We start from the raw sequence: 14077 nt of genomic DNA on the forward strand, positions 1-14077 counted from the left end.
CCTGGGACCGTTCGGTGACAATCGGCACAGCTATCACGACTATCCGCGTTCGCGCGGGTTGTTGGGAACGCTTCCATGCGCACGAACACGCAATTGCCGCCTCCCTCGTACTCTTGACGCACCGCAATCCCTGAACCTGCCTTTGCCATAACCGCCGCGAATACACCCCTCGGAGCCGTACCCGTGCCCCCCACCGCCGCCACGCCCCAGCAGCCGCCGGAGCCCCGACCCGGCACCTCGCCGGCGCCCGCGCCCGAGCCGGTCGCGCCCGTCGCGGAGCCCGCTGGCCTCCCGACCGACGAGCCCGCCCCGGCTGACGAACGCGTGGCGGCGGGCCAGGCCGTCCCGGCCGCGGTGGCGGCGGCCGGCGAGCTGGCCCGGCTGGCCGCCCGTGCGGCCGGCGCCCGGCTGGCGTCGGCGCCGGTCCGGCTGAACGCCGTGGTGCCCGCCCCCGAGCAGGTCCACCCGGCGCCCGGCGACGACTTCACGCTGCCCGCCGACGCGGCGATCCGGGTCAGCGCCGTTCCCGCCGCGCGGGCCGTCGCCGAACGGCTCGCCGGCCTGCTCCGGCCGGCCACCGGGTACCCGCTGCCGGTCGTCGACGCGGCCCGTCCCGAACCGGCCGAGAACATCGCGCTCGTGCTCGACGACGACCCGGGGCTGGGCCCCGAGGGCTACCGGCTCGACATCACGCCCGCCGGGGTCCGGATCGGCGCCGCCACCCCGGCCGGGCTGCACCACGGCACGCAGACGCTGCGACAGCTCCTCCCGGCCGCGATCGAGCGGACCGGACCGGTCGCCGCCGCCTGGACGCTGCCGGGCGGGTCGATCACCGACCGTCCCCGCTTCGCGTACCGGGGCGCGATGCTCGACGTGGCACGCCACTTCTTCGGGGTCGACGACGTGCTGCGGGTCATCGACCACCTCGCCCGGTACAAGCTCAACCACCTGCACCTGCACCTCACCGACGACCAGGGCTGGCGGATCGCGGTGGACGCCTGGCCCCGGCTGGCCACGGTCGGCGGGGCGACGGCGGTCGGCGGGAACCGCGGCGGCTGGTACACGCAGGACGACTACCGGCGGATCGTCGCGTACGCCGCCGACCGGCACATCACCGTCGTACCGGAGATCGACCTGCCCGGGCACACCAACGCCGCGCTCACGGCATACCCGGAGCTGGCGCCGGACGGCGTCGCGCCGCCGCCGTACACCGGCACCGAGGTCGGCTTCAGCTACGTCGACCCGGCCAACGAGCGGACGTACGACTTCGTCGCCGACGTGCTCCGCGAGGTGGCCGCCCTCACCCCCGGCCGGTGGCTGCACGTGGGCGGCGACGAGGCGTTCAAGGTGAAGGGGACGGCGTACACCGGGTTCGTCGAGCGGGTGCAGCAGATCGTCGCCGGGCTCGGGAAGCGCGTGCTGGGCTGGCACCAGCTCGCGCCGGCCGCCCACGTCGAGGGGCGGGTGCTGCAGTGGTGGGGCACCGATCGCGCGGATCCCGCCACCGCCGACGCGGTCCGCCGGGGCGCGCGGCTGATCCTCTCCCCCGCGAACCACGCGTACGTGGACATGAAGTACGCCCCGGACACCCCGATCGGGCACGACTGGGCCGGCCTGATCGACGTGCGGCGAGCGTACGACTGGGATCCGGCGACGCATGTGGCGGACGTGCCGGCGGAGGCGGTGCTGGGCGTGGAGGCCCCGCTCTGGACCGAATCGGTCACCTCGCTCGCGGAGATCGAGTTCATGCTCCTGCCCCGGCTGCCCGCGATCGCCGAGCTGGGCTGGTCGTCGCCGGCCACGCACGACTGGGCGGCGTTCCGCGAGCGCCTCGCCGGGCACGGGCCCCGCTGGGCGGCGGCCGGCATCCGGTTCCACCGCTCCCCGGAGATCCCCTGGCCGGCGTCGCCGGGCGCGGTTCCCGCCCCGCGTACGGAGGCCGATACCGCCGGGAGCACGACCGCGTCCGGCTGACCCCGGACATGGCCGCGGACGCGGCGGTCACTGGTGCGTGACCGGGTCCGGTTCCTGCGTTTCGGGGGTGGCCGGGTGCCGGAGACCCCGATGTCGTGGATGTCGAGCCCGGGTCCGGCCCGGGCCGGTGCGCGGTTTCCGCCGGGTATCCCGGGCGCGGTTGTCCGGTTTGGGGTGCGGTGTCGGGTGGTGGGGGTCACCCGGGTCGTGGAATGGGTGGGTGGGCCGGGTCGTTGTACATGGTCGTGACCGCGGGACCCTGGCCCCGCCCCCGTCTCGGGGTGGCCGGCCGCCGGGAATGACCCGGGACCCCCGACGGTTACATCTCCCCGGACCCCCGGAGCACCCCGGCCGGGCTGGTCCCTTCTTGATCCACCTTTCCTGACCGCGCCGCACGGCATCCCCCTCGCCGGTGGCGTGTACCCCCGAGTGAAAGGGCTTCGATCATGCGTACCGATCTGCTGCGTAAGACCGTGCTGACCACCGCTGGTGTCCTCGTCACCGGCGGCGCGGTGGCCGCCCCCGCGACCGCCGTGTTCGCCGCCCCCACCACCGACAAGCCGGCGGCCGTGCAGGCCGACCGCAAGGGCGAGCGGGAACTGCGGGTGGACTACCAGGCACAGCCGAACTTCTACTACTGCGGCCCGGCCGCGGCCCGTAACGCCCTGTCCGTGCAGGGCAAGGACATCGACGTCGACTCGATGGCCGAGCGGATGGGCACCACCGAGGCCGGCACCAACTCGATCAACGACATCACCCCGGTACTGAACAAGGAGACCGGTAAGGACGTCTACCGCAGCGTCGAGATCAGCTCGCCGCGCGCCGACGACAAGCAGACCGACAAGCTGCGCGCCGACATCGTGCGCACCATCGACGACGGCCGGGCCGTGGTGGCCAACATCGCCGGCACCGCCACCGACGTCGACGGCGGCCTGCACTCCTTCGAGGGCGGACACTACATCTCCGTGACCGGCTACCGCGACAGCGGCCACGAGGTCAAGATCACCGACTCGGCGAACCCGAACACCGCCGAGTACTGGATCACCACCGACGCCCTCGCCGACTGGATCGCCACCCGCGGCTACTCCACCAACTGACACCCGCACCACCCACCAACGGGCCGGCCCCCACCAGGGGCCGGCCCGTTCGCCATCCCCACCCCCGCCTCCCCCGAGGAAACGACAACATCAGCGAAGACATCCCCCCAACACCGACCGAGACAGCACCTTCCCCGAACCTGCCGCACCTCGGGAGCGCGGAGGGGACGCGCGGGGGCAGGGTCAGCCGCCGGAGGCGTCCAGCTCGGCGCCCTCGGGGACGGTGTCGTCGTCGCGGCTGGCCAGCCAACCGTCGGGCAGGAAGACCTTGCCCGGCGAGTTGGTCCGGCCGCGCGGCTGGCCCAGGGTCTCCACCGGGAACGGCGCCGCCGGGTCGAGCTTGCCGAGCAGGTCGTCGAGCTGGGCCAGGCTGTCGATCATGGCGAGCGACCGGCGCAGCTCGCTGCCGACCGGGAAGCCCTTCAGGTACCAGGCGACGTGCTTGCGGAAGTCGGTGCAGCCGTCCCGCTCGCCCCGCGTCGCGCTGCTGGCGCCGGCCGTGAACTGCTCGACCAGCAGTTCCGCGTGCCGGCGCATCGTCGTCGCCACCTCGCCCAGCGTCGGCAGCCGCCGCCGCGGAGACCCGTTGAACGCGGCCTCCAGGTCGGCGAAGAGCCACGGGCGGCCGAGGCAGCCACGCCCCACCACGACCCCGTCGACGCCGGTGTGCGCCACCATCCGCAGCGCGTCGTCGGCCTCCCAGATGTCGCCGTTGCCGAGGACCGGCACGTCGAGCGCCGCCTTCAAGGTGGCGATCGCGTCCCAGTCCGCGGTGCCGGAGTAGCGCTGCGCCGCCGTACGCCCGTGCAGGGCCACCGCCGCGACGCCCGCGTCCTGTGCGGCGAGGCCGGCCTCGACGTACGTCAGGTGGTCGTCGTCGATGCCCTTGCGCATCTTGACGGTGACCGGCACCCCGGCGGGCGACGCGGCGTCCACCGCGGCCCTGACCAGGCGCGCGAAGAGCCGACGCCGCCACGGCAGGGCGGAGCCGCCGCCCTTGCGGGTGACCTTGGGGACCGGGCAGCCGAAGTTCAGGTCGATGTGGTCGGCGAGGTCCTTCTCGACGACGATCCGCACGGCGGCCGCCGTGATCTCCGGGTCGGTGCCGTAGAGCTGGAGGCTGCGCGGGCGTTCCTCCGGACCGAAGGCGATCATGCGCAGGGTCTTCGGGTTCCGCTCGACCAGCGCGACCGTCGTGATCATCTCGCAGACGTAGATGCCGCCACCCTGCTCCCGGCAGAGCTGGCGGAACCCCACGTTGGTGATGCCCGCCATCGGCGCCAGCACCACCGGCGGCCACACCTGGTGCCGCCCGATCGTCAACGGGCGCAGCGCAGGAACGGTCGTCGCGGTCACCGGACAAGTGTACGGGCCCCGACCGGTGCCGGTCGGGGCTCGTACTCGCAGCTCAGCAGCCGGGGAGGCGCTCCATGAGGTAGCGCTCGACCTGGTCCAGCGCGATCCGCTCCTGGGCCATGGTGTCCCGGTTCCGCACGGTCACGGCGTTGTCGTCGAGCGTGTCGAAGTCCACCGTCACGCAGAACGGGGTGCCGATCTCGTCCTGCCGGCGGTAGCGGCGGCCGATCGCCTGCGAGTCGTCGAACTCCACGATCCAACGCTTGCGCAGGTCGGCGGCGAGCTGCCGGGCCTTGGGCGAGAGCGCCTCGTTGCGGGACAGCGGCAGCACCGCCACCTTCACCGGGGCGAGCCGCGGGTCGAAACGCATCACGGTGCGCTTGTCGACGCCGCCCTTGGTGTTCGGCGCCTCGTCCTCGTCGTACGCCTCCAGCAGGAACGCCAGCACCGCGCGGGTGAGGCCGGCGGCCGGCTCGATGACGTACGGGACCCAGCGCTCCTGCTTGCTCTGGTCGAAGTACGACAGGTCGACGCCGGAGTGCTTGCTGTGCGTGGACAGGTCGAAGTCGGTGCGGTTGGCGACACCCTCCAGCTCGGCGAACTCGGTGCCGCCGAACTGGAACCGGTACTCGATGTCGACCGTGCGCTTCGAGTAGTGGGAGAGCTTCTCCTTCGGGTGCTCGTACAGGCGCAGGTTGGACTCGGTGAGGCCGAGGTCGACATACCAGTTCCAGCGCTCCTGGAGCCAGTACTCGTGCCACTCCTCGTCGGTGCCCGGCTCGACGAAGAACTCCATCTCCATCTGCTCGAACTCCCGGGTGCGGAAGATGAAGTTGCCCGGGGTGATCTCGTTGCGGAACGACTTGCCGGTCTGCGCGATGCCGAACGGCGGCTTCTTGCGGGCCACCGTCTCGACGTTCTTGTAGTTGACGAAGATGCCCTGCGCGGTCTCCGGCCGCAGGTAGTGCAGGCCCTCGTCGCTCTCCACCGGGCCGAGGAAGGTCTTCATCAGGCCGTTGAACATCTTCGGCTCGGTGAAGGTGCCCTTGTTGCCGCAGTTCGGGCAGTTCAGCTCGGTCAGCGAGGCCGGCGGGCGGCCGTGCTTGGCCTCGTACGCCTCCTCGAGGTGGTCGGCCCGGAACCGCTTGTGGCAGGACTGGCACTCGGTCAGCGGGTCGACGAAGGCGTCCAGGTGGCCGGACGCGGCCCAGACGTCCCGGGCCAGGATGACAGCGGAGTCGAGGCCCACCACGTCGTCACGCTGCTGGACCATCGTCCGCCACCACTGCCGGCGGACGTTCTCCTTCAGCTCCACGCCGAGCGGACCGTAGTCCCACGCCGAGCGGGTGCCCCCGTAGATCTCACTGGAGGGGAAGACGAAGCCCCGGCGCTTGGCGAGGCTGACAACGGCGTCGATACGGTCGGCTGGCATGTTTCCTCCTACGCCGGCTGGCGGCCGGCGGGGACCGGGGATGGATCAATCAGTTCGGGACAACGGTACGGCCGGCGGCCTCCCGAGCCCAGCAGAATACCGGTGGCGGGTCAGTTGACCCCGCACACCTCCAGTTCGCCGGTCTGCCGGTCCTGTTCGAGGTTGACCTGCTGGCGTTCGCGGTCGCCGCCGGTGAACGTGACGTCGACCGGCACGGTCAGCGTGTTCGGGTCGACGTCGCCGACCCGGAACGACGCGATCCGCGGCTCGTCGGCGACGCGCCGCTCGAACTCCCGCCGCGACTCGCGCCGCTGCGCCGAGTCGCAGAGCTGGTCGTAGGCCGCGCCGTACCGGCGTTCCACCAGGGCGCGGTAGTAGTCGGTGGAGACGGCCCGGCCCTGCTCCTCGATCGCCTGCACACCGGTCACCGCGAGCCCGATCACCGCCGCCCCGCCGCCACCGCAGCAGAGCAGCAGGGCGAGCGCGCCGGCGCCGAGGCCCAGCCAGAGCCGGGTGTTGCGGCCCTCGGTCGGGGGCGCCGCGAAGGGCGGCGCCACTCCCGGGCCGGCCGGCGGGGCGGGGACGCCCGGCTCCGGGGGCTGGCCGGGCACGGCGGGCGGTGGCGCGCCGCCGGCCTGGCCGGGCACCGGGGGGTACGGCGAGGAGGCGGCCGGTCCGGGAGCGGTCATGAGATCAATGTAGTGCGTACCGGCTCAGCGGTAAGGACCGGCGGCCCGATCGCTCGCGGCCACGACCACCTCACCGCCGGGCGCGGCGGTGGCGAGCGCCTCGTACGCGGACGGCTCGTCGAGCGACTCGGCGAGCAACGGGATCGCGGTGACCTTGACGTCGAAGTCGCCGAGCGCCCGCCGGTAGGTGCCGACCGACTCCCACTCGGTGAGCAGGCACCAGTGCCGCGGGTCGTCCAGCGACCGCGCGAGTTGCCCGCGCAGATACCCGGGGCGGGCGGCGAGCGCGGCGAGCGCGGCGTGCGCCCGCGCGGTGAAGTCGTCGGCGACATCGACCTCGACCACGAACCGGTTGGTCACCAGCACGGGGTTCCTCCTCGTAGAGTCTGTGGGATGCAGCGTACGCAGAGCCCGATGGCGACCCGGCTGGCCCGGGCGAACCCGACGACGGTCTTCCTGGTCACCCTGGTGCTGGTGCTGGTCGCCTTCTTCACCCCGGGCGTGCTCGGCGGGCTGCTCACGCTGGCCCTGGCGGCGGGCGTGGCCGCGCTCCTGGTCACCACGTGGGCGGTCCAGGCGCCGCAGACCCGGGTGATCCGGCTGCTGATGCTGACGCTGCTGGTCACGGCCGGTCTGGTCAAGCTGCTCTGACATGCACTTATGCGTTTTTGACAATCATTATCGTTGGCGCGGACAGTTGACTTCATGAACAACCGCTCCGTCGCGCGTACCGTGGCCGCCGCCACCACCGCCCTGCTCGCGCTGGGCGGCGCCACCGCCTGTTCCGGCGGTCAGACCGGTGCGGACCCGCAGCGCGTCGACGTCGTCGCCGCGTTCTACCCGCTCCAGTTCCTCGCCGAGCGGGTCGGCGGTGCCGCGGTGACGGTCAGCAACCTGGTCAAGCCCGGCGCCGAGCCGCACGACGTCGAGCTCAACCCGAGCCAGGTCGGCGAGGTGGCGCAGGCGGAGCTGGTCGTCTACCTGAAGGGCTTCCAGCCGCAGGTCGACGAGGCGGTGGAGCAGAACGCCGCCGACCGGGCCTTCGACGTGACCACCGTCGCGCCGCTGCTGGACGCCTCCGCCGGCGGGCACGAGCACGAGGGCGAGGGCGGGCAGCAGGCGGCGGGGACCGGCGGCAGGGACCCGCACCTGTGGCTGGACCCAACCCGGCTCGCGGCGGTCGGCGACCGGCTCGCCGAGCGGCTCGGGGAGGCCGACCCGGACCGCGCCGCCGACTACACCGCCCGCGCGACGGCCCTCCGCGGCGAACTGGAGAAGCTCGACGCCGAGTTCGCCGCCGGCCTCGAGAACTGCCAGCGGCGGGAGATCGTGGTCAGCCACACCGCGTTCGGCTACCTGGCCGAGCGCTACCGGCTGGAGCAGGTCGGCATGACCGGCCTGAGCCCGGAGACCGAACCGTCACCGCGACGGCTGGCCGAGGTCGCCCAGGAAGCCCGCGAGCACCAGGCCACGACGATCTTCTTCGAGACGCTGGTCAGCCCGAAGGTCGCCGAGACCATCGCCGGCGAGGTCGGCGCGAAGACCGCCGTGCTGGACCCGCTGGAGGGCCTGCCCGGCGACACCGGCGGGGACTACTTTTCGGTCATGCGCACCAACCTGACGACCCTGCGCACGGCCCTGGGCTGCTCGTGACCGCACCGGTCATCGCCATCACGCATGCGGCGGTCGGCTACGAAGGCCGCGCCGTGCTGCGCGACGTCTCCCTGACCGTGTCCGCCGGCGAGGTGGTCGCCGTGCTCGGCGCCAACGGCTCCGGCAAGTCCACGCTGATCCGCGCCGCGCTCGGGCTGGTCCCGCTCGGCGCCGGGTCGGTCACCCTCTTCGGCCAGCCGCTGCGCCGGTTCCGGCAGTGGCACCGCATCGGGTACGTCCCGCAGCGCCTCGGCGCCGGCGGCGGCGTACCGGCCACCGTCCGCGAGGTGGTGGCCTCCGGCCGGCTGGCCCGCCGCGGGGTGCTGCGCCCGCCCGGCCGCGCCGACCGGGCAGCGGTGGCGGCCGCGCTGGCCTCGGTCGGCCTCGCCGACCGGGCCGGTGACCCGGTCGCCACCCTCTCCGGCGGGCAGCAGCAGCGGACGCTGATCGCCCGGGCGCTGGCCGGCGAACCGGAGCTGCTCGTCCTCGACGAGCCGACCGCCGGGGTCGACGCCACCAGCCAGGAGGCGTTCGCCGGGGCGCTGACCGACTTCGTCGCCGGCGGCGGCACGGTACTGCTGGTCGCGCACGAGCTGGGGCCGCTACGCCCGCTGATCTCCCGGGCCGTCGTCGTGCACGCCGGCGGGATCGCCCACGACGGGCCGGTGCCCGAGCCCGCCGGCCACCACGCCGACCCCGACCACGACCACGTGCACCCGCACGGTCCCGACGAGCCCGCCGGGCTCTGGAGCAGCTGAGCATGGAACTCTTCCAGTACCCGTACATGCAGCGGGCCCTGATCGGTGCGCTGGTCATCGGCCTGGCCGCTCCGGCGCTCGGCATCTACCTCGTGCAGCGGCGGCTGGCGCTGATCGGCGACGGGGTCGGGCACGTGGCACTGACCGGCGTCGGCGCGGGCCTGCTGCTCAACCGCTCGCCGGTACTGGTGGCGGTGATCGTGGCGAGCCTCGGCGCGATCACCATCGAGCTGGTCCGGGCCCGGGGCCGCACCTCCGGCGACCTGGCCCTGGCCCTGCTCTTCTACGGCGGCATCGCCGGCGGCGTGATGCTCGTCGGGCTCTCCGACAGCACCAGCGCGAGCCTCAACGCGTACCTCTTCGGCTCGCTGTCCACCATCAAGCCCGCGGACCTGGTGACCATCGCCGTGCTCGGCGCGGCGATCCTGGTGACCATGCTGGCGCTGCGCCCGGCGCTGTTCGCGATCTGCCACGACGAGGAGTACGCCCGGGTCTCCGGACTGCCCGTCCGTACGCTCAACCTGCTTCTCGCGGTCGCCACCGCGGTCACCGTGACGATCGCGATGCGCGCCGTCGGCGTCCTGCTGATCAGCGCGCTGATGGTGGTGCCGGTCGCCGCCGCGCAGCAGGTGACCCGCGGCTTCCGCAGCACGATGACGGCGGCCATGGCGCTCGGCCTCTTCGCCGCCGGTGCCGGCGTCTACGTGGCCGCCAACGCCGACACCGCCCCCGGCGCGTCGGTGGTGCTGATGGCGATCGCCTCGTTCGCCCTGGTGGCGCTCGGCGGCGCCGGCTGGCGTACGCTGCGCCGACGCCGGGTCACCCCGCCCGCCGCACCGGCCGCCGAGCCGCACGAGGTCGTCCTGGACCGGTCCTGAGCAGCGGCCCGCGCGTGACATTGGTTACCGTTACCCGGTGAGCAGCGGGTCCGGCTACGACGCCTTCGAGGGGGCGAGCGAGCTGTTGCGCGCCCTGTCCGCGCCGATCCGGCTGGCCATCGTCAGCGAGCTCGCCGCGGGCGAGCGGTGCGTGCACGAGTTGGTCGACAAGCTCGGCGCACCGCAGCCGCTGGTCTCCCAGCACCTGCGGGTGTTGCGCGGGGCCGGCGTGGTCCGGGGTTCCCGGCGCGGGCGCGAGATCGCGTACGCGCTGGTGGACGAGCACGTCGCGCACATCGTGGCCGACGCGGTGAGCCACGCCGGCGAGAGCGTGTAAGGGTCCCCGGTTCACCGCCGGGCGTTGTCCACGGGCCCCGTCCTGACACCTGTCCGCACGGGGTGCCCCGGCCGCGCCGGCGTGCGACGCTGTCCGGCGTGAAGATCTACGCCGATCGCTTTGTGACCGCCGCCCGCCAGTTCCTCACCGACCTGCTCGTCGTCGCCTGGGTGTACGCGTCGGTGCGCGGCGCGCTGTGGCTGCACGACCTGGTGCAGAAGCTCGCCGTACCCGGGCAGAAGCTGGAGGGGGCCGGTGGCGGCCTGGCCGACAACCTGGCCGAGGCCGGCGGCAAGGTCGGCCGGGTCCCGCTGGTCGGGGACGAGCTCACCGCGCCGTTCGAGCGGGCCGCCGGGGCGGCGCGGTCCCTCGCCGAGGCCGGCCGCGACCAGCAGGAACTGGTCGACCAGCTGGCCCTGGCCCTCACCGTCGCCGTGCTGGTGTTCCCGCTCGGCGTGGTGCTGCTGGGCTGGCTTCCGCTGCGGGTGCGGTGGATGCGCCGTGCCGGCGCCGCTGCCCGGCTGGCCGCCGCGCCCGCCGGCCGCGACCTGCTCGCCCTGCGGGCGCTGGCCACCCAGCCGCTCGGCCGGTTGACCCGGATCGCGCCCGACGTGGCGGAGGCGTGGCGGCGCGGCGACGACGACACCGTCGAGGCGCTGGCGGCGCTCGAGCTGCGCCAGCTCGGCGTACGGGCCAGCCGCTGACGCGGTACCCCGGCCGGCGGACGGCCGGGGTGCCGGCCACGGCACCGGGACAGCCTGCCCGACCGGTCGGGTGCGGCCGTTAAGGTCGTCGGGTGTTCTACTTCCTGGTCGTGATCGCCGTGCTGCTGCTCGGCTACGCCGCGGTCCTGCTCCGCTTCGTCCGGCAGGGGCGGCGGATCCCGCCGGCGGCGTACCTCGGACTGGCCGTGCTGAACGGCCTGATCCTGGCGGCGGTGCTGGCCTGGGCCGTCGCCCGCTGACCGATCCGGCGCCCCGCCCCGGCCAGATCCGGCCCGCCCCGGCCCGGCCGGCCAGGTCGTGATCGAGAACGAGAGGCCACAGGTCGCGGTGTCGGACCGCCTGGCACACCGCGACCTGCGGGATCCCGCGTCGATCAAGCCGGTCGGTCCGGGCGCGGGATCCGGCGACGGGCGTCGGTGGCGGTGGACGGGCCGGGTGACCATCGGGCGACCCAGGGCAGGTCGGCCGGCGGCGTCAGCACGCCCTCCTCCAGGCTGGCGTAGCGGCCGGCGAGGATCCGCTTGGCCGCCGCCGTGTCGACCGAGTCCGTGTTGTCCCACAGCGCGGTGAAGAGCGCGTCCACCCGGACCCGGGCCTGCCGGCAGAAGAGGTCGGCCAGCTCGACGTTCTCCGGGTGCGTGTCCCGCTCGGCCGCCGCCCGGACACAGACGGCCGCCATCGCGAACAGCTCCGCGCCGATGTCCACCACCCGGCCGAGGAACGCCTGCTTGCGCTCCATCTTCCCCTGCCACCGGGACATGGCGTAGAACGTCGACCGGGCCAGCTTGCGCGAGAAGCGTTCCACCTGGCGGAGGTGACCGGCGAGCGGGCCGAACTCGGCGTACCCCCGGGGCGCCTGCCCCCGACCCACCGCGAGGGTCGGCAGCCACTTCGCGTAGAAGACCCCGGCCCGCGCGCCGGCGCGGGCCTTGCGGCCGAGCCCGGCGTCCGGGTCGATGATGTCGCCGGCCACCGACAGGTGCGCGTCGACCGCCTCCCGGGCGATCAGCAGGTGCATGATCTCGGTCGAGCCCTCGAAGATGCGGTTGATCCGCAGGTCCCGCAGGATCTGCTCGACGGCGGCCGGGCGCTCGCCCCGGGCCGCGAGGGACTCGGCCGTCTCGTAGCCGCGCCCGCCGCGGATCTGGATCAGCTCGTCGGCGACCCGCCAGGCCATCTCGCTCGCGTAGAGCTTGACCAACGCGGCCTCGATGCGGATGTCGTTGCGGTCGTCGTCGGCCAGCAGGCAGCACAGGTCGAGCATGGTCTCCATGCCGTACGTGGTCGCGGCGATGAAGGCCAGCTTCTGCGCCACCGCCTCGTGCTCGCCGACCGGTCGGCCCCACTGGACCCGCTCGGCCGCCCACTCCCGGGCGACGTTCAACGCCCACTTGCCCGCGCCGACACACATCGCGGGCAGCGAGAGCCGGCCGGTGTTCAGCGTGGTCAGCGCGATCTTCAGGCCCTTGCCCTCACCGCCGATCACGTTCTCCTTCGGCACGAAGACGTCGTGGAAGCGGGTGAGGCTGTTCTCCAGGCCGCGCAGGCCGAGGAAGGCGTTGCGCCGTTCCACGGTGATCCCCTCGGAGTCGCTCTCGACGACGAACGCGGTGATTCCGCCGCGCCGGCCCTCGCCGGCCGGTACGCGGGCCATCACCACCAGCAGGGTGGCGACGGTGCCGTTGGTGGCCCAGAGCTTGACGCCGTTGAGCCGGTAGCCGGTGCCGTCCGGGGTCGGCTCGGCGGTGGTGGCCAGCCGGGCCGGGTCGCTGCCGACGTCCGGCTCGGTGAGCAGGAACGCGGACACCTCGCCGGCGGCGAGCCGGGGCAGGAAGCGCTGTTTCTGCTCGGCGGTGCCGAACATCTTCAACGGCTGCGGCACGCCGATCGACTGGTGCGCGGAGAGCAGCGCGCCGATCGCCGGGTTGATCGAGCCGGCCAGCATCAGCGCGCGGCAGTAGTGCAGGTTGCTCAGGCCCAGCCCGCCGTACGACGGGTCGATCTTCATGCCGAACGCGCCGAGCCGGGCCAGCCCCTGGAACACCTCGTCGGGGATGGCCGCGTCCCGCTCGATGGCCGCACCGTCCACCTCGGACGCGAGGTAGTCGCGGAACCGGCCGAGGAACTCGTCGGCCCGGGCGACGTCCTCCGGCGCCGGGCGGGGCCACGGGTTGATCAGGTCGAGGCGGAACCGGCCGAGGAAGAGCTCCTTGCCGAAGCTCGGACGGTCCCAGGAGGACTCGCGGGCGGCCTCGGCGACCTGGCGCGCCTCCTTCTCGGAGACCTGACCGGCCTCGGTGGGCAGCGGGCCGGCGGTGCCGGGGGTGGTGGCCGGATCGGGCTCGGCACCGTCGGGTGCGGACCGGCTGTCCTGCGTCGTGGTCACGGCTGCCTCCTCGAACCTCGGTCCGGATGCGTCGACGTGCTCGACACCTGCCACGCTACCCCCGGGTGTTACCCAGTGGTAGCTCTCGATGAAGATCGACTGACCGGTTCCGCCGGAGCCGAGCTCTCGTACGGCGCGGGGGTGTCGTCATCGTCGTCCAGATCGTCCTCGCCCCAGTTGCGGCGGGCGAACGGCAGGCCGGCCCAGAAGCCCAGGAACCAGAGGCCGGTGACCGCACTGAGCACGAAGGCGATCGGCCGGTCGAGAACGAAGTCGGTGATCAGCAGCACCGCGGAGACCATCGAGACCAGCATGAACGCCAGCCCACCCGTGGCCATCCGGTGCGCGAAGCGGACCAGTTCCGGCTTCCGTCCCTGCCGGAACAGGGCCCGGTGGAAGGCGACCGGCGAAATGATCATCGCGGTGGCGCCGGCCGCGGCCAGCAGCGCGACGATGTAGACGTCCTTCTGGAAGGGCGTCGTCCGGCTGAACCCGGCGCTGAACGGCAGGGTGAGCAGGAAGGCGAAGAGGATCTGCACACCCGTCTGTGCGACCCGCAGTTCCTGGAGCAGGTCGGCGAAGTTGCGCTGCCAGCGCTGCTTCTCGGTCTCCTTGGACACGCGCCCTACCTCCGGTCGAGTACGCCCGACGGAGCCCACCCCGTCAGCAGGAACGCAGATGCCCCGCCGCGCGGGCCGCGAAACCGGCTCACGGCAAGCGGCGGGCACGCCGGCCGACCGCCGCCGCCGTGTCAACAAGGCCCCTCCGCTACCGGAGGCGTCGAGAAGGGCC

General features: G+C 73.3%; 15 protein-coding genes. 9 read left to right on the top strand and 6 right to left on the bottom strand.

The window, feature by feature from the left end:
- The first annotated feature begins 183 nt into the window (after positions 1–183).
- Together EV376_RS28750 and EV376_RS28755 are read left to right on the top strand one after the other, a co-directional pair.
- A complete protein-coding gene (locus EV376_RS28750) occupies positions 184–1974 on the top strand; it encodes a beta-N-acetylhexosaminidase (protein ID WP_130328243.1) in 1791 nt (596 codons plus the stop codon).
- A gap of 446 nt (positions 1975–2420) precedes the next feature.
- The gene (locus tag EV376_RS28755) at positions 2421–3071 is read left to right on the top strand and encodes a C39 family peptidase (protein WP_130324962.1); all 651 of its coding nucleotides are present in this window, start codon (positions 2421–2423) and stop codon (positions 3069–3071) included.
- Between the two features lie 183 nt (positions 3072–3254).
- On the opposite strand, the gene dusB is transcribed toward EV376_RS28755, so the two are convergent.
- The 4 genes from dusB to EV376_RS28775 all read right to left on the bottom strand — a co-directional run bounded on the left by dusB (position 3255) and on the right by EV376_RS28775 (position 6914).
- Positions 3255–4427, bottom strand: a complete 1173-nt coding sequence (dusB, locus tag EV376_RS28760; protein ID WP_130328244.1) for a tRNA dihydrouridine synthase DusB — start codon at positions 4425–4427, stop codon at positions 3255–3257.
- 52 nt (positions 4428–4479) lie between these two features.
- The gene (locus tag EV376_RS28765) at positions 4480–5859 is read right to left on the bottom strand and encodes a glycine--tRNA ligase (RefSeq protein ID WP_130328245.1); all 1380 of its coding nucleotides are present in this window, start codon (positions 5857–5859) and stop codon (positions 4480–4482) included.
- Positions 5860–5969: 110 nt separating this feature from the next.
- Complete coding sequence (locus EV376_RS28770) at positions 5970–6548, bottom strand: Rv0361 family membrane protein (protein WP_486482836.1); 579 nt, start codon at positions 6546–6548, stop codon at positions 5970–5972.
- Between the two features lie 24 nt (positions 6549–6572).
- Positions 6573–6914, bottom strand: coding sequence for an antibiotic biosynthesis monooxygenase (locus EV376_RS28775; RefSeq protein ID WP_130328246.1), 342 nt, complete (start codon positions 6912–6914; stop codon positions 6573–6575).
- 27 nt (positions 6915–6941) lie between these two features.
- On the opposite strand from EV376_RS28775, the gene EV376_RS28780 reads away from it, so the two are divergent.
- The 7 genes from EV376_RS28780 (at position 6942) to EV376_RS30410 (ending at position 11138) form a co-directional block, all read left to right on the top strand.
- On the top strand, positions 6942–7199 hold the full coding sequence (locus tag EV376_RS28780) for a hypothetical protein (RefSeq protein ID WP_130328247.1): 258 nt from the start codon (positions 6942–6944) through the stop codon (positions 7197–7199).
- A gap of 54 nt (positions 7200–7253) precedes the next feature.
- Entirely contained in the window at positions 7254–8201 is a 948-nt protein-coding gene (locus tag EV376_RS28785; RefSeq protein ID WP_130328248.1) for a metal ABC transporter substrate-binding protein, read from the top strand.
- Entirely contained in the window at positions 8198–8959 is a 762-nt protein-coding gene (locus EV376_RS28790; RefSeq protein WP_130328249.1) for a metal ABC transporter ATP-binding protein, read from the top strand. The genes EV376_RS28785 and EV376_RS28790 overlap by 4 nt, the downstream gene beginning before the upstream one ends.
- A gap of 2 nt (positions 8960–8961) precedes the next feature.
- Positions 8962–9837, top strand: coding sequence for a metal ABC transporter permease (locus EV376_RS28795; RefSeq protein ID WP_130328250.1), 876 nt, complete (start codon positions 8962–8964; stop codon positions 9835–9837).
- Positions 9838–9874: 37 nt separating this feature from the next.
- Positions 9875–10174, top strand: coding sequence for a metalloregulator ArsR/SmtB family transcription factor (locus EV376_RS28800; RefSeq protein ID WP_130328251.1), 300 nt, complete (start codon positions 9875–9877; stop codon positions 10172–10174).
- 98 nt (positions 10175–10272) lie between these two features.
- Entirely contained in the window at positions 10273–10878 is a 606-nt protein-coding gene (locus EV376_RS28805) for a hypothetical protein (RefSeq protein ID WP_130328252.1), read from the top strand.
- Positions 10879–10970: 92 nt separating this feature from the next.
- The gene (locus tag EV376_RS30410; protein WP_165438138.1) at positions 10971–11138 is read left to right on the top strand and encodes a hypothetical protein; all 168 of its coding nucleotides are present in this window, start codon (positions 10971–10973) and stop codon (positions 11136–11138) included.
- Positions 11139–11272: 134 nt separating this feature from the next.
- Here EV376_RS30410 and EV376_RS28810 read toward each other — a convergent pair whose 3' ends face one another.
- Both EV376_RS28810 and EV376_RS28815 read right to left on the bottom strand, forming a co-directional pair.
- Positions 11273–13285, bottom strand: coding sequence for an acyl-CoA dehydrogenase family protein (locus EV376_RS28810; RefSeq protein ID WP_130328253.1), 2013 nt, complete (start codon positions 13283–13285; stop codon positions 11273–11275).
- A 68-nt stretch (positions 13286–13353) separates the two neighbouring features.
- On the bottom strand, positions 13354–13905 hold the full coding sequence (locus EV376_RS28815; protein ID WP_130328254.1) for a DUF6328 family protein: 552 nt from the start codon (positions 13903–13905) through the stop codon (positions 13354–13356).
- Positions 13906–14077 lie beyond the last annotated feature (172 nt).

The organism is Micromonospora sp. CNZ295, assembly GCF_004217535.1.